This window comes from Moraxella nasibovis (assembly GCF_029581575.1).
Taxonomy (GTDB): Bacteria; Pseudomonadota; Gammaproteobacteria; order Pseudomonadales; family Moraxellaceae; genus Moraxella; species Moraxella nasibovis.
Window position 1 is genome coordinate 1,795,483 of sequence record NZ_CP089975.1, and the last position, 21,290, is coordinate 1,816,772.

Below are 21,290 nucleotides of genomic sequence, written 5' to 3' on the forward strand. Positions count from 1 at the left end.
CCTTAAAATTTAAATAACAGGGGTGGTTGTCAGGTGTGTCTCACGCACCAATGATAGACAAAACGGTGTCAAGGACAAGCCAAAACACCGTTTTGATAAATTTTTACATAAGGTACGCCACATTTTTCCTAGCGGTGCGTGCTACGCACCTTACGCATTATCATTTTGGGAGAATTGACATTAACCGCCAAATTGGTTCATGGTGTTCTTAGTCGCATCACCAGCTTTTAGAGCGTTTTCACCAGAGAAGATTTCTTTGTGATCATCGCCGATGTCCGAACCTGCCATTGCTTGGTGTTTCACGCAAGCGATGCCACCACGGATTTCTTTACGCTGTACGCCAGCCACATAAGCAAGCATACCTTCATCACCGAAGTAGCCCTTAGCAAGCTCGTGCGTAGATAGCGCTGCGGTATGGTAAGTTGGCAAGGTGATTAGGTGATGGAATACACCCGCTTCACGAGCCGCATCCGCTTGGAATGTACGGATTTTCTCGTCTGCGTCATTGGCAAGCTCAGAACCGTCATATTTGGCATCCATTAACTTGTCACGCTCGTAACCAGAAACATCTTTACCTTCAGCTACCCAGCGGTCATACGCTTGCTGACGGAAGTTGATCGTCCAGTTGAATGATGGCGAGTTGTTATAAACAAGTTTTGCGTTTGGTACTTGTTTTTTGATGTCGTTGACGAAACTTGCGATACCAGCCACATCTGGCGTTGGCGTTTCGATCCAAATCATGTCCGCACCATTTTGTAGCGAAGTTACGCAGTCTAGTACCACACGGTCATGCTGAGTGCCTTCACGGAACTGATACAAGCCAGACGCTAGGCGAGTTGGGCGATGTAGCTTGCCGTTACGCTTGATTAGGATTTCGTCTTCTTTGGCGTCCGCGATGTCAATCTCGGTAGTTTCTAGGTAGCTGATGTATTTGCTCGCTAGATCGCCTGGTTCACGAGATACAGGGATTTTTTGAGTTAGGTCAGCACCTTCTGAGTCGGTACGAGCAACGATGACACCTTCGTCCACGCCAAGCTCTAAGAAGGCATAACGCACAGCGTTGATTTTGGCTAGGAAGTCTTCGTGTGGTACGGTAACTTTGCCCGCTTGGTGACCACATTGCTTAGCGTCAGATACTTGGTTTTCGATTTGGATCGCACACGCACCAGCCTCAATCATTTGCTTGGTTAGTAGGTAAGTTGCTTCTTCATTACCAAAACCTGCGTCAATGTCAGCAATGATTGGCACAACATGAGTTTCGAAGTTGTCGATTTGAGCTTCGATTTCTTTTACTTTTGCTGTATCGCCAGCCGCTTCAGCTTTTTGCATTGCACGGAATAGGTCGTTCAATTCTTTTGCGTCAGCTTGACGAAGGAAAGTGTAGATTTCTTCGATCAATTTTGGCACAGAAGTTTTTTCGTGCATAGATTGGTCAGGCAGCGGACCAAACTCAGAACGAAGAGCGGCAACCATCCAGCCTGATAGGTAGATGTAGCGTTTGTTTGTGGTGCCGAAGTATTTTTTGTTGGCGATCATTTTTTGCTGAGCGATGAAACCGTGCCAGCAGCCTAGTGATTGAGTGTATTTTGAGTTGTCAGCGTCGTATTCAGCCATGTCACGACGCATGATGGCAGCGGTGTATTTGGCGATGTCCAGACCAGTTTTAAAACGGTTTTGAACAATCATGCGAGCCGCATCTTCTGGGCGGATGGCGTCCCAAGTACCGCCTAATTTTTCCTTAACAGAACGAACATGTTCGAGTGCTGATTGATAAGTCATGATAGTCTCCTAGATTCCATGTTGGTGTATCATTACTGGTGTAGCACCTTGCTGCACCCCAAAATCTGCAACCGTCTGGCTGCCTGTGATTTGAGATACAGCATACCCAAAACTTTGGCATTTATCCAATAGCAAGGCATAATGTTCGATATTTTTTAAATAAATGATTACTTAATTACCATTAAAAATCTTGATGATTTAAACATAAAAACCACCATTAACCCCATGAAAATAAAGACAATTTCTCATCTTTATTTACCCCATAAAATACAAAATTACCGCAAAAATCACCATAAAAATTTTCTCAACCTCCCATCAAATTGTAACAAATTATCCCAAATTTTTAAAAAATCATCTGCTTTTTAAGACCTTATCGCCACTTTATGTGCTAAAATCCCTGACAAAACCACTTGCAAAAATCCATTAACAAAATCACCAACAACAATCACCCCATCATCATGGCAACACCACCAAACACTCTACTGCCCTATCTGACCACACAAGGCTCTTTGACCGCATTATTAGAAGTCAAAGCAGGTCAGCCTTTGTGCGTAAAAGTCATCAAAGAAGGCTGGCAGGCACTTGATTTTCAACAAAAAAAATCGCTCGGTTTGCCCGTTCATCGCCCATTGGTGGCGTGGGTGCGAGAAGTGGAGCTGTTTGGCGATGGCAAAGTTGGCGATGATAAAGGGGCTAAAAAAGGCGCATGGGTGCGTGCCAAAAGCATTTTTCCCATCGAAAGCCTGACAGGAAATGCCAAACGCCTACGCCATCTGCACGGCACGCCCATCGGCTATGTGATGTTTAAAAAACACCGTACCCTGCCCTGCACTCGGCGGATTTTTTGTCAAGATGGGCAATGGGGTCGGCGTAGCATTTATGATTGGCAAGGCAGAGTACTTTTGATTGAAGAGCAGTTTTCGCACGAATTTGTAGCAGTGCTGTCATGAAAAATCTCAAAAAATTCGCAAAAATATCCGCCAAAGATCAGGCGGTTTGTGGTACACTACAAAGGTTTTTATTCCATCCATTTTAGTTTAAGGTAACCCCATGTTCAAAGACATTTCATTGCACGCTTACGACCCAGACATCGCCGCCGCCATCGACGCCGAAGGTCGCCGTCAAGAAGATCACATTGAGCTTATCGCCTCAGAAAACTACTGCTCACCTGCGGTGATGGCAGCCCAAGGCTCAAACCTTACCAACAAATATGCCGAAGGCTACCCAGGCAAGCGCTACTATGGCGGCTGCGAGCATGTCGATGTCATCGAACAAATCGCCATTGACCGTGCCAAAGCGCTATTCGGTGCAGATTATGCCAATGTTCAGCCGCACTCAGGCAGTAACGCCAACGCCGCCGTGTATCTTGCCCTACTAGAAGCAGGCGACACCGTCATGGGCATGAGCCTAGCTCACGGTGGTCATTTGACGCACGGAGCCAGCGTGTCATTCTCTGGCAAAACTTACAACGCCGTGCATTATGGCATTGATGACAATGGCATGATTGACTATAACGAAGTGGCTCGCCTTGCCCAAGAGCATAAGCCAAAGATGATCATCGCAGGCTTTTCTGCTTATAGTCAAGTGATGGATTGGCAAAAATTCCGTGAAATCGCAGACAGCGTCGGTGCTTATCTGTTTGTTGATATGGCTCATGTGGCAGGTCTTGTGGCGGCTGGCGTCTATCCAAACCCAGTGCCGTTTGCCGATGTGGTTACCACCACCACCCACAAAACCTTGCGTGGTCCTCGCTCAGGTCTGATTCTGGCTCGTGCCAACGAAGAAGTTGAGAAAAAACTGAACTCAGCCGTATTCCCTGGCACGCAAGGTGGTCCGCTCATGCACGCCATCGCCGCCAAAGCCGTGTGCTTTAAAGAAGCGATGAGCGATGAGTTTAAGACCTACCAACAACAGGTCGTCAAAAATGCCAAAGCAATGGCACAAGTCATTCAAACTCGTGGCTACGATGTCGTCTCTGGCGGTACCGAAAACCACCTGATGCTCATCAGCCTAATCAAGCAAGAAATCACCGGCAAAGAAGCGGACAAATGGCTTGGCGATGCACACATCACCGTAAACAAAAACTCCGTGCCAAACGATCCAAAATCGCCATTTGTAACCAGTGGCATTCGTATCGGTACGCCTGCCGTCACCACTCGTGGCTTTACCGAGACAGAATGTGTGGATTTGGCAAACTGGATCTGCGATGTATTGGACGCTCGTGGCGATGAAAAAGTGCTGGCAGAAGTCCGTGCCAAAGTCGCTGACATCTGTGCAAAATTGCCAGTTTACCAAAAATCTAAAACCAAAGAGCTGTTTGCCAAAATCAGCGACATGATCGATGAGCAAGCCGACAGTGAATTTGTCAATACTGCCAAAGAAAAATTCAACGAATTTTACGAAAAGGCGATGACCAAAATCAACAAAGCTTAATCGCAAGCAGTGATTTCATCAAAAAGCAGAGGTGGATATGATTTCACCTCTGCTTTTTTTATTATGCTTTTTAAATTTGACATCCATCATTTGGCAATCATCGCCAAACATTCTGACGCCATGACCATACCCACGACACTCGTCACCACCACCGCCGAACCGTAGCCGCCGCAGTTCAGCCCGCTCTCACACGCCGTTGCCATTTTTAGCTGCTCGGTCGAATAGACACATTTCATGCCAAATTTGCCTTTTTTGTTCTGACTGATGCCCTTTTCTTTTAAGCGAGTACGCAGCTTGGCAAGCAAAGGATCTTGAATGACATCTTTAAGATCTGCCACCTGAATCTGTGTCGGATCCACTTTTCCACCCGCACCGCCTGAGATGACAAGCTTAATCTTATTAAATCGGCAATGCAAACTGATGGCAAATTTGGCGTTCATGTCGTCCACGCAGTCAAGCACCACCACCTTAATGCCCTGCTCACCCAAACGCTGCACTTCATCTTTTGATGGTAAAATCTGCCCAACATTATCTTTGGTCAAAAAATCATCCACCAGATTTAATGTCATGTGCGGGTTGATTTGGCTAAGCCTAGCCGCCATCGCCTCAATCTTAGATTCGCCAAGCGTAGTGTCGAGCGCTGGCAGCTGTCGATTGATGTTACTTTCCACCAAGACATCCAGATCCACCAGCGTCATCTTGCCCACACCCGTACGAGCCAAGCCCTCAGCCGCCCAAGAACCGACACCGCCCACACCAATGACATACACATGCGCCTTGGCAAACTTCTCAAAATCGGCACCATACAGCGTGCGAGTGCCCGTAAAACGACGCATCATCACATTCTCACTCATCATAATTCCACGATTGGCAAAGCGCCTCGTTGCTATTTTGCCACAATTTTCTTGCCAAAACTTCTTTATCCATATCAAAAAGACAAGACAGCTCATCAAGCACATGAATCAGATTGGCAGGCTCATTCAATCGCCCCAAGTGCTGACAGTTCATCGGCATCATGTCAGGGCAGTCCGTCTCAATGACAAATGCCGACACACCATACTTTTTAAACACCGCCATCACGGCACGGCGTAGTTTTTTGGCATTGGGGTTGGTGATTTGCCCTGTAATACCAAGTTTAAAGCCCATTTTGGCAAATGCCAACGCCTCTTGCTCGCCACCGCTAAAACTGTGCGCAATACCACCAAGTTCATCAGCTTTATAATCATAACGGCGCAGCACTCGCATCACATCAGTGTGTCGCTTGCGAATGTGCAATAAAATCGGCAAATCATAAGCCTTGGCAAGCTTGACCTGCTCAACAAAAAATACCTCTTGTTTGGCGATGAGATTAATGTCGTTTTTCAATTCATCTGGATAAGTATCCAGTCCAATCTCACCGATGGCTATCGGCTGGTGGTTTTTGATGTAGCTTTCAAGAGTTTCAAGGTCTTGATGGCGCTGCTCTTTGATAAATAAAGGGTGCAGCCCAAAAGCAAGATGCGCTTGGGGCGTGCATTGATGGTTTGTCAGCTCATCACGCACCAAGGTCATTTGGTCAAAATGCTTTGCCAAAGTGCCGATCAACAAAAGGTGGCGCACCCCAGAGATGAATGCACGCTCCGCATAAATCGCACGCTCGGCAGCATACTCAGGCACATCAAAATGCGTGTGCGTATCAATCAGATGTATCATGATTTTTAGATGATTTGGAGCTACTGCGTCTTGGCAATAAAAGCAGCATGATGGCAAGAGCGGTTTTGATAATGGTAGATTTTTTCACGACTTACGCCTTTTGCGTTTTGCAACAGGTTGGAACACTTTGCTTTTTAGTGGTGCTTTGGTCAGTTCATTGAGCAAAGATGTCGAATGATAAGGCACGTGCGCCGATGGCACATGACTGCGAGCCGCATGGATGTGCTTGACATGATCGTCAAAAAAAATGTGCGGTGCAAAGGTTTGCAGCACCCGAGTTTTATTCAAACCACCCAAGAAAAATGCCACATCAACGCTCACGCCCCAAGCTCGCAAAGTCTTAATGGCGCGCATGTCAGCAGGGGCGTTTCTGGCAGTCACCAAAGCAATGCGAATGGGATTTTGATCCACTTCATCATACGCTGGCAATTTGCTTTGCAGCTTAGACAGCTTAATCAAAAAATCTGCATAAGGACCCTTATCCATCGGCAAATTCATCTTTTCATTTTCATAATGATGAAATGCCTGCAAACCATGCTGCTGAAACACCAATTCGCTCGCCTCATCAAAAAGCACAGCATCGCCATCAAAGGCAATGCGCAGCTGCTCAGTATCAAGCTCAGACACATCGATCGGCGTGGCATCCAAAATGGCGCAAGCACATACTCGTGCATCAGCCACTTTTTGCGCATCCTCTTGGTTGGTGGTTAAAAATAAATCAACATCAAAATCATCGATATATTCAGTGACCGACGCTCCCGAAACAAAAGCTGAGCGAGTAATGCCAAGCCCATGCGAACGAATGGCATTCAAAATCTGTATGCCCATGTCAGGTGTAGATTTTGATACGATCACCACCTCAACAAACGGCGATTCATCATGATAAGCTTTGTTATCTTGATATTTATTCAAATTGAGCAATGCCTTAATCAAAGGATAGCCAGTGCCCGCCGCCAAAGGCTCATTTTCATGCGCCTGCATATATTCACGAAAACGCTTGATGGCAGTCGCCTCATCCTCCTTGACAAGCTCGGCATACTTCGCCTCAATATGCGTCAAGTCAAATAAAGCCGTCGCCGAAATCGCCACGATCAGCGTCTGAGAAAAATCTACCGCCACCTTCACTCCTAACAGCCAATATCCAGCCTGTCTGCACGCCGCTCCGACACCAAGCCATGCATGTTAATGATGACTTGAAAGCTGTGCTGCTTTTGATTCAAAATATTGCAATACTTGATATTGCCAAAATTCCCACGAGGCTTACCAGTATCACCCATGAACTTTGCATAATCTCGTCCAGCCGAGACATTCATGCTAATTATACCATATTTTAGTGCCAGCTGCTCTTTACTGATGACGACATCTTTTGCATCAAATCTGTTGTTGCGATTGGTATCGACAAATACCACCAAATCGCTTTGAGCAGACCGACTACAAGCACCATCAACCATCGTACAGATCAGCACATCTTTAGCACGAGTACGACTTTCAATTTTTGCCAAACGGATGGCCTCATGAATATGACGGCGCACCGAATGAGATTCCACTCGCTGCATCATTGTTAAATAAAACGGGTGTGCAAAAAACGCAAGTGCAGCTATAATACTCAGCACCACCATCATCTCTATCACTGTAAAGCCTTGCTGATTTTGCACCTTTTGCTTCCCTCACCAAATAAAAAAATCCATCTTATCACAAAGCCACTTATCTGCACAACCTAAAAAACCAAAAACCCCCTCCATCATCCGACAGAGGGGGCTAAATAAGGTGCTGACGATGACCTACTCTCACATGGGCGAACCACACTACCATCGGCGCTAAGACGTTTCACTTCTGAGTTCGGGAAGGGATCAGGTGGTTCCATCTTGCTATTGTCGTCAGCGTAAAAGGATTAACAACGCTGTTATGAGTCTGTTATTTTATTTTTATTCAAGATTGATTCAAGCTTGTTAGGTAAAATCTTTACACTTTCCATTAACACTGTCAGTGGTAAACCACTTGGGTGTTGTATGGTCAAGCCAAACGAGCAATTAGTATTGGTTAGCTACACATATCACTATGCTTCCACACCCAACCTATCAACGTCGTAGTCTACAACGGCTCTTTAGGGAAATCTTATCTTGAGGTCGGCTTCCCGCTTAGATGCTTTCAGCGGTTATCCGATCCGAACATAGCTACCCGGCGATGCTACTGGCGTAACAACCGGAACACCAGAGGTTCGTCCACTCTGGTCCTCTCGTACTAGGAGCAGATCCTCTCAAATTTCCAACGCCCACGGTAGATAGGGACCGAACTGTCTCACGACGTTCTAAACCCAGCTCGCGTACCTCTTTAAATGGCGAACAGCCATACCCTTGGGACCTGCTTCAGCCCCAGGATGAGATGAGCCGACATCGAGGTGCCAAACACCGCCGTCGATATGAACTCTTGGGCGGTATCAGCCTGTTATCCCCAGAGTACCTTTTATCCGTTGAGCGATGGCCCTTCCATACAGAACCACCGGATCACTAAGACCTACTTTCGTACCTGCTCGACTTGTGGGTCTCGCAGTTAAGCGCGCTTTTGCCTTTATACTCTATGGACGATTTCCGACCGTCCTGAGCGCACCTTCGTACTCCTCCGTTACTCTTTAGGAGGAGACCGCCCCAGTCAAACTACCCACCATACATTGTCCTTAGATCTGTTAATCTCAAGTTAGAACCCCAACATAACCAGGGTGGTATTTCAAGGATGGCTCCATAGGAACTGGCGTCCCTACTTCAAAGCCTCCCACCTATCCTACACAAGTTAGGTCAAAGTTCAATGTAAAGCTGTAGTAAAGGTTCACGGGGTCTTTCCGTCTAGCCGCGGGTACACAGCATCTTCACTGCGATTTCGATTTCACTGAGTCTCTGCTGGAGACAGCGCTGCCATCATTATGCCATTCGTGCAGGTCGGAACTTACCCGACAAGGAATTTCGCTACCTTAGGACCGTTATAGTTACGGCCGCCGTTTACTGGGGCTTCGATCAAGAGCTTCGCTTACGCTAACCCCATCAATTAACCTTCCAGCACCGGGCAGGCATCACACCCTATACGTCCACTTTCGTGTTTGCAGAGTGCTGTGTTTTTAATAAACAGTTGCAGCAGCCTGGTATCTGCGACTGCCAACAGCTCAAAGAGCAAGTCTTATCACCATCGGCAGCGTACCTTCTCCCGAAGTTACGGTACCATTTTGCCTAGTTCCTTCAGCAGAGTTCTCTCAAGCGCCTTGGTATTCTCTACCTGACCACCTGTGTCGGTTTCGGGTACGATTTCTTTATGACTATCGCTTAGAAGCTTTTCCTGGAAGCATGGTATTTGCCACTTCGCCAGTAAACTGGCTTGCTATCAGATCTCAGTAATAGTCTAGCGGATTTGCCTACTAAACCTACCTACATCCTTCCACCTGGACAACCAACGCCAGGCTGACATAACCTTCTCCGTCCCTCCATCGCATCATAAACAAGTATCGGAATATTAACCGATTTCCCATCGACTACGCCTTTCGGCCTCGCCTTAGGGGTCGACTCACCCAGCCCCGATTAACGTTGGACTGGAACCCTTGGTCTTCCGGCGAACGGGCTTTTCACCCGTTTTGTCGTTACTCACGTCAGCATTCGCTCTTGTGATACCTCCAGCATGCCTTACAGCACACCTTCACAGGCTTACACAACGCTCCCCTACCACTTAATTGAAACAATTAAATCCGCAGCTTCGGCTCCTAGTTTGAGCCCCGTTACATCTTCCGCGCAGGCCGACTCGACTAGTGAGCTATTACGCTTTCTTTAAAGGGTGGCTGCTTCTAAGCCAACCTCCTAGCTGTCTGTGCCTTCCCACATCGTTTCCCACTTAACTAGGAATTTGGGGCCTTAGCTGGCGGTCTGGGTTGTTTCCCTCTTGACGACGGACGTTAGCACCCGCCGTCTGTCTCCCGGATAGTACTCATCGGTATTCGGAGTTTGCATCGGTTTGGTAAGTCGGGATGACCCCCTAGCCGAAACAGTGCTCTACCCCCAATGGTATTCGTCCGAGGCGCTACCTAAATAGCTTTCGGGGAGAACCAGCTATCACCGAGTTTGATTAGCCTTTCACCCCTATCCACAAGTCATCCCCTGGCTTTTCAACGACAGTGGGTTCGGTCCTCCGGTGCCTGTTACGGCACTTTCAACCTGCTCATGGATAGATCACTCGGTTTCGGGTCTATACCCTGCAACTAAATCGCCCTATTAAGACTCGGTTTCCCTACGGCTCCCCTAAACGGTTAACCTTGCTACAGAATATAAGTCGCTGACCCATTATACAAAAGGTACGCCGTCACGGAATAAATCCGCTCCGACTGCTTGTATGCACACGGTTTCAGGTTCTATTTCACTCCCCTAACAGGGGTTCTTTTCGCCTTTCCCTCACGGTACTGGTTCACTATCGGTCAGTCAGGAGTATTTAGCCTTGGAGGATGGTCCCCCCATCTTCAGACAAGATTTCACGTGTCTCGCCCTACTTAATATGTCGCATTTGCAGTTTCGCATACAGGACTATCACCTACTATGGTTGGCTTTCCCACGCCATTTTGCTACTACAAGTTTGATCGGCTCCTCCCCGTTCGCTCGCCGCTACTTGGGGAATCTCTATTGATGTCTTTTCCTCGGGGTACTGAGATGTTTCACTTCTCCCGGTTTGCCTTCTATCCAAAGGATAGAATACCTATCTTATGATAAGTGGGTTTCCCCATTCAGAAATCGCCGGGTCACAGGATATTGCCACCTCACCGACGCTTATCGCAGGCTATCACGTCTTTCATCGCCTCTGACTGCCAAGGCATCCACCATGTGCACTTCATTACTTGACCATACAACCCCAAGTAGTCTTGGTGTCATAAGGGTAATGTGTAACGATTCACCTATGTTTACGCTTGATTCAGTTCTCTTTACTTTAGGTAAGTACATTTTGGGGTGTACTTACCATGGTAATTTATTTGTTGGAATAAATAAATTACCCAGACTCATAATCATGTTGTTAAATAATGATATAAACTTCGTCAGTTTATAAGATGTTCTACATTAAGTAGAAATAAGAAATCTAAACTTGGTTTTGATTGCTTAGTTCTAATTAATGATTGGTGGAGCCAAGGAGAGTCGAACTCCTGACCTCCTGCGTGCAAGGCAGGCGCTCTACCAACTGAGCTATGGCCCCAAAATGGTGGGTCTAATAAGACTTGAACTTATGACCCCCGCGTTATCAACACGGTGCTCTAACCAACTGAGCTATAGACCCGTTTTAAACATCTTCCTAAAGAACAACTTGTTGTGAATTCTTGCTAATCAGATAATTCATTAAGGAGGTGATCCAGCCGCAGGTTCCCCTACGGCTACCTTGTTACGACTTCACCCCAGTCATCGACCCCACCGTGGTGATCGCCCTCTTGCGTTAGGCTAACCACTTCTGGTGAGATCAACTCCCATGGTGTGACGGGCGGTGTGTACAAGGCCCGGGAACGTATTCACCGCAGCATTCTGATCTGCGATTACTAGCGATTCCGACTTCATGGAGTCGAGTTGCAGACTCCAATCCGGACTACGATTGGCTTTTTGAGATTAGCATCACATCGCTGTGTAGCAACCCTTTGTACCAACCATTGTAGCACGTGTGTAGCCCTGGTCGTAAGGGCCATGATGACTTGACGTCGTCCCCGCCTTCCTCCAGTTTGTCACTGGCAGTATCCTTAGAGTTCCCGACCGAGTCGCTGGTAACTAAGGAAAAGGGTTGCGCTCGTTGCGGGACTTAACCCAACATCTCACGACACGAGCTGACGACAGCCATGCAGCACCTGTATCTAAGTTCCCGAAGGCACTCTCGCATCTCTGCAAGATTCTTAGTATGTCAAGACCAGGTAAGGTTCTTCGCGTTGCATCGAATTAAACCACATGCTCCACCGCTTGTGCGGGCCCCCGTCAATTCATTTGAGTTTTAACCTTGCGGCCGTACTCCCCAGGCGGTCTACTTATTGCGTTAACTGCGTCACTAAGTCTTCAAGAGACCCAACGACTGGTAGACATCGTTTACGGCGTGGACTACCAGGGTATCTAATCCTGTTTGCTACCCACGCTTTCGCACCTCAGTGTCAGTATGATGCCAGGGAGCTGCCTTCGCCATCGGTATTCCTCCAGATCTCTACGCATTTCACCGCTACACCTGGAATTCTACTCCCCTCTCACCTACTCTAGCTTACCAGTATCAGATGCAGTTCCCAGGTTAAGCCCGGGGCTTTCACATCTGACTTAATAAGCCACCTACGCGCGCTTTACGCCCAGTAATTCCGATTAACGCTTGCACCCTCTGTATTACCGCGGCTGCTGGCACAGAGTTAGCCGGTGCTTATTCTGTGGGTAACGTCAGGGCTAATGGGTATTAACCATTAGCTTTTCCTCCCCACTTAAAGTGCTTTACAACCAAAAGGCCTTCTTCACACACGCGGCATGGCTGGATCAGGCTTTCGCCCATTGTCCAATATTCCCCACTGCTGCCTCCCGTAGGAGTCTGGGCCGTGTCTCAGTCCCAGTGTGGCTGATCATCCTCTCAGACCAGCTACAGATCGTCGCCTTGGTAGGCCTTTACCCCACCAACTAGCTAATCCGACTTAGGCTCATCTATTAGCGAGAGCTAAAAGCCCCCTTTCTCTCGTAAGACGTATGCGGTATTAGCTATCCTTTCGGATAGTTATCCCCCACTAATAGGCAGATTCCTAAGCATTACTCACCCGTTCGCCACTAATCATATCTAGCAAGCTAGATAATCATCGTTCGACTTGCATGTGTTAAGCCTGCCGCCAGCGTTCAATCTGAGCCATGATCAAACTCTTCAGTTTAATCTTTGTGTTGCCTAATTGATTATTTACTTAGAAAGTAAAATAAAAAGTTAGGACTTTTAATTTTGGCTCATTTATTACTAGCAAAATTTGCTCATCGTGTAAATGAATTAACTTTGAGTATTTTTGCTTGATAAATGATAATTTTTATATTATCTTGTATTAGCAAAAATCCACACAAGTTGTTCTTTAGTTTTGATTTTAAATAGTGTCATTCGTTGTCGTCCAGCGAATGAGTGCGTATTATACGCTAGTTTTATTTAATGTCAAGCATTTTTTTCAATTTTTTTTAAAGTTTTTGAGATTTGTTAATTCTTATCTCATATTCTTTAAGCTAAGTTATTGAAATTAAACAATTTTTTGATTAGCTTGTCTGCTTGAGTGGTGCGTATTATACAGGGTTTTGGGTGGGGGTCAAGCACTTTTTTGAATATTTTTCTAAAATATTTGCAACTTATTGTTTTTGTTGTATTTTTATCTTTTAATTTTTGCTTGTCAGACTGCTCACATTTTACTATCTTAGTATTTTCCATTCAAAAGGACTTGCCAATGTAACTCATATCTCATCTTTACCTACGCTTAAAATTTTTAAAAACACCCAACTTTCAACATTATACAAGCCGTTGATTTATCAAGGGCGAATGTGATTCGCCCCTAAAATTCAAAAAACCATCAATAATCAATACGTTATCATTCTGAGTTGAGATTGGGTTAAAAACTTTGGAAAGTTCTGTATGAGACACGCTCTACTATTTACCCCTGCTTTTGTGGCAAGCCTTGCCTTTGTTGGTATTGCCCAGCTGATTGTCGCATCATCCACCTTTTTTATCGCAAATCTTGCCAAAAGTGTAACGGACGGCACGCTGTCGCTGCCTTATCTTATTGGTTTTGTGGCATCTTTGACACTCGTACTGATACCGCTTTATTTTGCCAGTATCTTTTTGGAAAAAGCCAAATTTAACTCGCTAGCACGTTATAACACTTTGTTTGATAAGCATTTTTTGGGAAAATCATGCCATTATAATAACCACACCCTAAAACACACCGCCACCGCCATGCTCTCCCAAGAAAGCAAACACACCCTTGATGACAGCTTGCTTGGCGTTTTTGATATGATAACGCTACTATTAAATGTCGGATTCAACCTGATTGTCATTGCATGGGTGCTAGACGGCTTTATTTTATTGGGTTATGGCGTGGGCATGGTGCTTGCCATGGGAGCGGTGCATTTATTTAAAGACAGGCTTGGTAATCTTGCCAAAACCGCCCAAATGTCTCGGCTCATGCTGATGTCGGGGCTATCAAGGGCGTGGGATAATGTGATTATTTTTAATAAATACAATTACTTACGACACAATCGCACTCTGACAGACACCCTTAACAAAGCCAAAACCGACAGTATCCATGCCAAATCCATGCGACACCTAAGCAGTAATGTGGGAATACTTGTTTTGCTTGTGTGCGTCTTGGCGGCAAGTGGCGTGCTATTTTGGCAAAATTTGGGGGATATGGCGATGCTTGCCATGCTCGTTGCTACGTTGCCACGCCAGATTCAAATGCTTCAAATGAGCCATGAACTCATTGGCTATCGGGCGGAAATTAGCACACTCATGGCTCGGCTTGACGGGCTAATCCAATTGTTTGATACGCCAAATGCCACGCTTGATAAGCACATTAAAAAAGATAGAATTTTTGTCAAACAGACCAATCAAGCCTTTGATTTTGATGAATTTTTGAAAAATACGCCCAGCACAGGACGCATTACCCTTGTTGGCGATAATGGCGTGGGCAAATCGTGCGTGCTTTTGACATTAAAGAACAGGCTTGGCGAGCGTGCTTATTATCTGCCCGCCAAGCATGAGCTGATTTTTGATAATACCGAAGGCTCAACAGGACAGCGACTTATCGTTGAAATTGATGAGCTAACGGGCGATGATACGCCTATATTGCTCCTTGATGAATGGGACGCCAATTTGGATGGCGTGAACACGGACATCATTCACGCCAAGTTAGATGAAATTGGGAAAACAAGGCTTATCGTGGAAGTTCGCCATTGATTCAGTTTTGCAGGATAAATCAAACCCCAACCAAGCCCATCATCAAAGCATTTACCACGGTCACCAGCCCCACTATCACCCCAAGCTTCTTACCCAAACAAGCAGGACTGTGGCGGTGCGTGATGACGGTCTTGGTCGGTGCCACGAATGCCGTCGCCCAAATCATTGGCAAGGTTCGACAAAATCTGCAAAGACAAAGCGGTATAAAAGCGGTACAAATAATCAGCACACACAGCACTCAATTATCTACCCCAAATCCGCCAAGCGTGCGATACGCCAAACCCTGCCCCACCCCAAGACTCATGATGGCGATGGGATAGGTGCATGGGCGAGTGGCGTGGATGAATTGGTAATGGGCAAGTTGGGAGATGGCATGATAAGCCAAGTGGGTTTGTGGTTTTTTAAAGGTATTGTTGAGTGTTTTTAAAAATATTTAGGCTTTATCTTTTTTTGCCATAAAAGTCGTCCAAAATCCTGACAAGGCATAAATCACACCAATGGCAAGCACGCCCACGGGAATGTCATACAGCACAACACCCATGATAAGCACACCTACAATGAGTGCGACAAAAGGCACTTTTTGGCGGTCGAACTCTTTAAAGCTGTAATATTTGACATTACTCACCATGAGCAGACCGCATACGACTGTCCATGCTGCGAACACAATTTCGCCCACACCGACGCTTTGACCGATACTACCCACCCAGTCAGCATGATCGATGGCGACCATCACACTTGATGCTACCAAGATGGCTGCCAACGGACTTGCCAAACCGATGAAGTATTTTTTATCCACTGCGCCGATTTGCACATTAAATCTTGCCAAACGAAACGCCGCACACGCTGCAAACACAAAAGCACACGCCAAGCCAAATCGCCCAAGCTCATGCAAGGCAAAGTGATACACCAAAATCGCAGGTGCAAGCCCAAAGGCGATGCAATCCGCTAGGCTGTCAAACTGCTCCCCGAAAGGACTTTGCGCATTGAGCATCCGAGCGGCTCGTCCGTCCATGCCGTCTAAGATTGCCGACAAAAAAATCGCCAAGCACGCCTGATGCAGCCGCCCTTCACTACTTGCCACAATGGAAAAAAACGCCGACAGCATGGATGCCGTTGTGATGAGATTTGGCACCAAATACACGCCACGGCGCACCTGCTTGCGCCCATCGATCGCCTCACGCTCCACCACCTCAAAGGTGATGCCGTCGTGATCATCGTCATGATGCGCTATATTATCTGGCAAGTGATTGTTATTATTCATATTTTCTTTAAGTTTTGCTTTATGATGATTGGTTTTTTGATCGGTTTGTTAAGCGGTTATTCACCCACCAACCATTTTACGACTGCCATCTCATCAAGATTCATGGCAGGTGCGTCCGCAGGTTTTAAAATAGGGGCGAGCGTCTGCAAAATCTGTTTGGCGTGTTCGTCAAATTGCCAAGGTGGATTGATGATGTGCAGTCCAGTGCCGTTCATGCCCACCGCCACATCATTGGGGTATAGGTTTAGCTCACAAACAAGCTGGCGGCAAATCTCGGTGCGTTTCATTTTTTTGTAAAACAGCTCAACCGCTTCTTTATTTTTAATCGGATACCAAAGCACAAAAGTCCCTGTGGCAAATTTCTTATGAGCTGCCACAAGCAAATCTACCAAACGGCTAAAATCTTTATGCTCCTGCTCAAAAGGTGGATCAAGCAAAATGATGCCTCGCTTTTCTTTGGGTGGCAGAACCGCAGGCACGCCCTCAAACGCATCACGGTGATGAATGCCAATCGGCAACTGATACAGCTGATAATTCAGTGCATCGTACTCGTCCGCCACCGCTTCAAAGGCTTCGGCACGCAAGGGTGCGTCTTTGCTGTGATTTAGGGCGTGATTGGCAATCCACCAAGGCGAACCTGGATAAACATGCTTATCATAGGTTTTACGAGCGGTTTGTAAATCCAGTAAATACTGGGCAATGGCTTTTGGCGGTGTGCCCAAATCAGCGTTTTCTAAGGCTCGAATGCCCTTATCCGCCTCGCCTGTTTTGGTCGCCTCGGTGCTTTCTAGCGAATACAGACCTCGTCCGCCATAAGCGTCCAATACATAAAAAGGCTTGCCCTTAGCGGAAAATTGAGAAAGTAGCTGTAATAGCAAAATGTGTTTGGCAACATCAGCGAAGTTACCAGCGTGGTAGGCGTGTTTGTAATTCATGGTACAAAATTCATGTTTTTTGGATTGACTTATGGTAGCATAGTTGGCAGTTTTTCGCCATTTTTTATTTTAAAACACACATCATGACAAATTTTCACACCGACTGGCACACTCTTGTTGATTCAAAATTAGAGCATTTTATTGAAACTGGCACAATGGTGCTTGATGATGTTTTTGATGCCGACAGCTTGACTGCCTTACAAACAGAAAGCGGCTTTATTGACTATAAAGAAGCCACCTTGACGCACGGCGAGCGAGAAACTGCCATTCGTGGCGACAGCATTCGCTGGATTGATGAGACCTGCCCTGCAGGCACAAAATATCTGGCAGCAATCAATGAACTGGGGCGATATTTTAATCAAACTTTATATACAGGCATTCGCTCTAGCGAAGCTCATTATGCTTGCTATCCTGCTGGCTTTGGCTACAAATGGCATAAGGACAATCCGCAAGGGCGAGACGAGCGAGTGATTTCGGCGGTATTTTATTTAAATGACGATTGGCAAAACACCGATGGCGGGCAAATCACGGTCGTCAATAAACAGGACGAAACAATCCAGCTTTTGCCACAATTAAACCGACTGGTGATTTTTGACAGCAATCTATTGCACCAAGTGGAAATCACCAATCGTCAAAGATTTTCGATTGCTACTTGGCTAAGACGAGATGAAAGGTTGATTTAGTAATGTGTTTTGAAGTCATACTTAGTACAAATTATCCTGGCGATTTGTCAAAATTTGACACAATGGGTGTTTATTTTGAAAAAATAGATACTCACAAAACACTAAAATACCTCAATCATTATAGAGTGGCAACTTTTTTGCCTAAAAATTGCAGTTGTCATTTTCGCATTTATGACGAAGCAGCACTAACCGATGACTTAAAGCATAATCCAAACGCCTTACAAGAATGGTATGGTGAAACAGATGATTGTGATAATATACTAAATACGAAATTTTTATTTCAAGTCATTAAAAATCTAGTCAATCAAGGTTATGACTTTGATAGCTATGTTGATGACTGGGATTTGGTTACATTATTAGATGAACCGCCAAGTAAATGTATTGATATTCATATCAATCACATCAAAAAAGATGATTTTTTATTTTATATTGGGCAATATTTTAATTTTAAAAAATCCGTAAGGTGAGTATGACGCACCATTTTTAAGTAAAATTTCTTTATTGTTCTTTATTTTTTGTTGATGATATATTTTAAAACTTTATGAGAATTTTATCAATGAATACCAAAAATTACCATTATAACAATCAATATTATGAGTTAAAAAATCGTTTGGAAAAGGTTGGTAATGTATTTTTATATGATTGTTGGCATATAGAAAATGCGATTGATATTGCTTATCATCGTGATATTATTCACACCACCTTAGAAGCATTCAGAGAGCAAGAAAAAATACGCACTTTTTCTTATTTGCAAGGGTTGGAAAATCGCCTTGCCAACGCCAAAACCACCAAAGAAAGAACGGATACCCAAAAACAATTACAACAATTAAAGGAATATTTACAATTTTCTAGCGATGTCAGTCAAGCAGCTTATGTTCAATTAAATTCAAATAGTATTGTTAAAATTTGCGAAAATACCAAACCTCAATATCAGCAAGATTGGTTTTATGATTTGTATTATAAATTTTCTGACCCACCTTATGGACTGCGTGGCACAGACCAAGAAAAATTAACACTATGGCAAGATTTGACAAATTTTGTTGGTTTAAAAGAAGATGATAAAAATATAATTACGGTATTGGATTGGGCAATTCATAGTCGTGGTAATTGGTCAAGTTTTTTTGATGATGGGCTTGAATGGTGGGGTATTTGGTGTTTGACGATTTATAATGCCAATCAAAAAAGTTTGGGGTGTTTGATTGCTAGTAGTACAGATTAGTTAAAAAATAATCCAATCAACAAACGATAAGTTTTAAGTTAAAATAGTACCACTTTAAATTTGTATAGGAAAAAAATATGACCCCTACCCTATCCCTATCCACTCGCCTTTTAAAAGAGCCGTCGGTTACGCCCAATGATTTTGATTGTCAAAATATCTTAGCGGACGAGCTTGGCAAATTGGGTTTTGCCAATGAATTTATGTATTTTGGCAATCCGGACAGCAAAGGCAGCGATGCTCAAATTAAAAATCTTTGGTCAGTCAAAGCTGGCAAAAACCCTGACGCACCGATTTTGTGCTTTGCAGGACACACCGATGTGGTGCCTGTGGGCGATGAAAGCAAATGGACTTATCCGCCTTTTTCGGCAACAGTAGCGGACGGCTATTTATGGGGGCGAGGAGCAGCCGATATGAAAACCGCCATTGCTTGCTTTGTCGTGGCGTGCGAAAACTTCATCAAAAAACACCCAGAGCATCAAGGCAGTATCGCCCTACTGATCACAGCTGACGAAGAAGCTGCCGCCATCAACGGCACGGTAAAAGTCGTTGAGACGCTCAAAGCTCGTGGGCAAAAAATGGATTATTGCTTAGTGGGCGAACCATCTAGCACAAGTCAGCTTGGCGATGTCATCAAAAATGGTCGTCGTGGCAGCCTTAATGCTAAATTAACCATTACTGGCAAACAAGGACACATCGCTTATCCGCACCTTGCCATCAATCCAATCCACGCTGTCTCAACTACTCTTGCCGAGCTTGTTAGCACCCAATGGGACAACGGCAACGAGTATTTTCCTGCCACCAGTATGCAAATTTCAAACATCAATAGCGGCACAGGGGCGACCAATGTCATCGCAGGCGACTGTACCGTACTGTTTAATTTTCGCTACTGCACCGAAAACACGGCAGAGAGCCTAAAAGCCAAAACGCACGAGATTTTTGATCGGCACTTTACCAATAGCGATGCCAGTTATCATATTGAATGGAATTTATCGGGCGAGCCGTTTTTGACCGAAAAAGGTGATTTTGTCGATGCGTGCTGTGATGCGATTTTGGCGGTAACAAGCACCAAGGCAGAATTATCCACATCAGGTGGCACATCAGACGGACGCTTTATCGCACCGATGATGAATGCTCAGGTGGTGGAGCTTGGCGTATTAAATGCCACCATTCATCAGATTGACGAATGTGTCGCAACCGATGATTTAGAAAAATTAACGCAAATTTATGAATTGATTTTGGAGCGGATGTTATTATAAATCGCCAAAATTGCAAAATAAAAAAACCATGCCTAAATTTAAGCATGGTTTTTTGTTGCTCATTCAAAAAGCGATTATTTGTAATTTGCTTTTCTCATTAGCATGATGGCTTTTTGTTGGTTTTGACCTGCGACAGCCACATTGATGACATCTTGCTTGAAACGCCCCCAGCCAGACACCAAAGGTGCATTACTTACACGGGCATTGGCAGGATATTCAAAGTTGCGGTCGGCGTACATTTTCTGAGCTTCTGGACTTGACAGCCATTCGATGAATTTTTGGGCTTCGGCAGGGTTCTTGCTGTGTTTTAGCACGCCTGCACCTGACACATTGACATGAGTACCTTTACCTGCTTGATCAGCAAAGAATACTTTGACATTATCAGCGATCGCTGGCGTTTTATTGATGAGGCGTCCATAGTAATAGGTGTTGGCGATACCCACATCACAGCGCCCTGCGTTAATCGCCTCCAAAAGCGCCGTGTCGTTAGAAAATGGTGCTGTCGCCAGATTGCTCACCCAGCCTTTCACCACCCTCTCAGTTGCCGCCTGACCATGATTGGCGATCATCGTACCGACTAAGGATTGGTTGTACACATTATTAGAAGTACGCAAGCACAGTTTACCCTTCCACTTAGGGTGGGCTAGGTCAGCATAGGTAGACAGCTGACTTGGATTGACCGTTTTTGCATTATAAAAAATCGTACGCGCACGCACCGACAGACCAAACCACTGATTATTCTTGGCACGCAGATGCGCAGGAATGTTGGCTTTTAGAGTAGGAGAATTGATTGAACGCAACAGCCCCATGGTAGATGCCTTCCAAAGATTTCCACCATCGACTGCAATAAGCACATCACCCTTGGTATTTTTGCCCTCGGCTTGGATTTTTGCCATCAATGGACCATCCTTATCATTTACCAGCGTTACCTTAGTGCCAGTTTTGGCTTGATATGCCTGAGCGATGGGTCTAAGCAACTCATCAGCACGAGATGAGTACACCACCAATTCGCTGGCAAAGGCTGGCAATGCCATTAAAACACCCACATGAGCTGCTAAGATTTTTTTTAACATAGTTTCATCCTTTTAAAAA

Annotated in this window: 17 protein-coding genes, 2 tRNA genes and 3 rRNA genes; 7 read left to right on the forward strand and 15 right to left on the reverse strand. The window is 45.3% G+C overall.

The features are described from left to right. Window positions 1–180 precede the first annotated feature (180 nt). Window positions 181–1,782, reverse strand: a complete 1,602-nt coding sequence (locus LU290_RS08535) for an isocitrate lyase (protein WP_277809594.1) — start codon at window positions 1,780–1,782, stop codon at window positions 181–183. A gap of 407 nt (window positions 1,783–2,189) precedes the next feature. Here LU290_RS08535 and LU290_RS08540 point away from each other — a divergent pair, with 407 nt between their 5' ends. Together LU290_RS08540 and glyA are read left to right on the forward strand one after the other, a co-directional pair. Next, complete coding sequence (locus tag LU290_RS08540) at window positions 2,190–2,729, forward strand: chorismate--pyruvate lyase family protein (protein WP_306417083.1); 540 nt, start codon at window positions 2,190–2,192, stop codon at window positions 2,727–2,729. A 100-nt stretch (window positions 2,730–2,829) separates the two neighbouring features. Then, window positions 2,830–4,212, forward strand: coding sequence for a serine hydroxymethyltransferase (gene glyA / locus LU290_RS08545; RefSeq protein ID WP_277808180.1), 1,383 nt, complete (start codon window positions 2,830–2,832; stop codon window positions 4,210–4,212). A gap of 86 nt (window positions 4,213–4,298) precedes the next feature. On the opposite strand, the gene LU290_RS08550 is transcribed toward glyA, so the two are convergent. The 9 genes from LU290_RS08550 to LU290_RS08590 form a co-directional block, all read right to left on the reverse strand. Further along, on the reverse strand, window positions 4,299–5,066 hold the full coding sequence (locus LU290_RS08550; protein ID WP_277809596.1) for a tRNA threonylcarbamoyladenosine dehydratase: 768 nt from the start codon (window positions 5,064–5,066) through the stop codon (window positions 4,299–4,301). After that, complete coding sequence (locus LU290_RS08555; RefSeq protein ID WP_277808181.1) at window positions 5,059–5,904, reverse strand: TatD family hydrolase; 846 nt, start codon at window positions 5,902–5,904, stop codon at window positions 5,059–5,061. Before LU290_RS08555 ends, LU290_RS08550 begins: the two co-directional genes overlap by 8 nt. Before the next feature lie 84 nt (window positions 5,905–5,988). After that, a complete protein-coding gene (locus LU290_RS08560) occupies window positions 5,989–7,023 on the reverse strand; it encodes a 5'-nucleotidase (protein WP_277808182.1) in 1,035 nt (344 codons plus the stop codon). Window positions 7,024–7,031: 8 nt separating this feature from the next. Next, on the reverse strand, window positions 7,032–7,559 hold the full coding sequence (locus LU290_RS08565; protein ID WP_277808183.1) for a GspH/FimT family pseudopilin: 528 nt from the start codon (window positions 7,557–7,559) through the stop codon (window positions 7,032–7,034). 113 nt (window positions 7,560–7,672) lie between these two features. Further along, window positions 7,673–7,786, reverse strand: a 5S ribosomal RNA gene (gene rrf, locus LU290_RS08570). A gap of 127 nt (window positions 7,787–7,913) precedes the next feature. Continuing rightward, window positions 7,914–10,771: ribosomal RNA gene (locus tag LU290_RS08575) — 23S ribosomal RNA — on the reverse strand. A gap of 268 nt (window positions 10,772–11,039) precedes the next feature. Further along, window positions 11,040–11,115: transfer RNA gene (locus LU290_RS08580), tRNA-Ala, on the reverse strand. A gap of 4 nt (window positions 11,116–11,119) precedes the next feature. Continuing rightward, window positions 11,120–11,196: transfer RNA gene (locus LU290_RS08585), tRNA-Ile, on the reverse strand. 60 nt (window positions 11,197–11,256) lie between these two features. Then, a 16S ribosomal RNA gene (locus LU290_RS08590) occupies window positions 11,257–12,787 on the reverse strand. Together the 16S, 23S and 5S rRNA genes with 2 tRNA genes alongside form the textbook arrangement of a ribosomal RNA operon. A 734-nt stretch (window positions 12,788–13,521) precedes the next feature. Here LU290_RS08590 and LU290_RS08595 point away from each other — a divergent pair. Continuing rightward, the gene (locus LU290_RS08595; protein WP_277808184.1) at window positions 13,522–14,844 is read left to right on the forward strand and encodes an ATP-binding cassette domain-containing protein; all 1,323 of its coding nucleotides are present in this window, start codon (window positions 13,522–13,524) and stop codon (window positions 14,842–14,844) included. A gap of 89 nt (window positions 14,845–14,933) precedes the next feature. Here LU290_RS08595 and LU290_RS08600 read toward each other — a convergent pair whose 3' ends face one another. Genes LU290_RS08600 through LU290_RS08615 form a run of 4 tightly spaced genes read right to left on the reverse strand, consistent with a single transcriptional unit; the run spans window position 14,934 to window position 17,040 of the window. After that, entirely contained in the window at window positions 14,934–15,086 is a 153-nt protein-coding gene (locus LU290_RS08600; RefSeq protein WP_277808185.1) for a hypothetical protein, read from the reverse strand. Next, window positions 15,083–15,229 carry a hypothetical protein gene (locus LU290_RS08605; protein WP_277808186.1) on the reverse strand — a complete coding sequence of 49 codons (147 nt, stop codon included), beginning with the start codon at window positions 15,227–15,229 and terminating at the stop codon, window positions 15,083–15,085. Before LU290_RS08605 ends, LU290_RS08600 begins: the two co-directional genes overlap by 4 nt. Before the next feature lie 48 nt (window positions 15,230–15,277). Beyond that, window positions 15,278–16,105 carry a CDP-diacylglycerol--serine O-phosphatidyltransferase gene (gene pssA, locus LU290_RS08610; protein WP_277808187.1) on the reverse strand — a complete coding sequence of 276 codons (828 nt, stop codon included), beginning with the start codon at window positions 16,103–16,105 and terminating at the stop codon, window positions 15,278–15,280. Window positions 16,106–16,161: 56 nt separating this feature from the next. Beyond that, on the reverse strand, window positions 16,162–17,040 hold the full coding sequence (locus LU290_RS08615; protein WP_277808188.1) for a 23S rRNA (adenine(2030)-N(6))-methyltransferase RlmJ: 879 nt from the start codon (window positions 17,038–17,040) through the stop codon (window positions 16,162–16,164). An 83-nt stretch (window positions 17,041–17,123) separates the two neighbouring features. On the opposite strand from LU290_RS08615, the gene LU290_RS08620 reads away from it, so the two are divergent. The 4 genes from LU290_RS08620 to dapE all read left to right on the forward strand — a co-directional run bounded on the left by LU290_RS08620 (window position 17,124) and on the right by dapE (window position 20,198). Then, entirely contained in the window at window positions 17,124–17,723 is a 600-nt protein-coding gene (locus LU290_RS08620; protein WP_277808189.1) for a 2OG-Fe(II) oxygenase, read from the forward strand. Window positions 17,724–17,725: 2 nt separating this feature from the next. Beyond that, window positions 17,726–18,190, forward strand: coding sequence for a hypothetical protein (locus LU290_RS08625; protein ID WP_277808190.1), 465 nt, complete (start codon window positions 17,726–17,728; stop codon window positions 18,188–18,190). Window positions 18,191–18,279: 89 nt separating this feature from the next. Beyond that, window positions 18,280–18,942, forward strand: coding sequence for a hypothetical protein (locus LU290_RS08630; RefSeq protein WP_277808191.1), 663 nt, complete (start codon window positions 18,280–18,282; stop codon window positions 18,940–18,942). A 77-nt stretch (window positions 18,943–19,019) separates the two neighbouring features. Continuing rightward, the gene (gene dapE, locus LU290_RS08635) at window positions 19,020–20,198 is read left to right on the forward strand and encodes a succinyl-diaminopimelate desuccinylase (RefSeq protein ID WP_277808192.1); all 1,179 of its coding nucleotides are present in this window, start codon (window positions 19,020–19,022) and stop codon (window positions 20,196–20,198) included. A gap of 74 nt (window positions 20,199–20,272) precedes the next feature. Here the strand turns inward: dapE and LU290_RS08640 are convergent, their stop codons facing one another. Next, window positions 20,273–21,271, reverse strand: a complete 999-nt coding sequence (locus LU290_RS08640; protein ID WP_277808193.1) for an extracellular solute-binding protein — start codon at window positions 21,269–21,271, stop codon at window positions 20,273–20,275. Window positions 21,272–21,290: the final 19 nt, after the last annotated feature.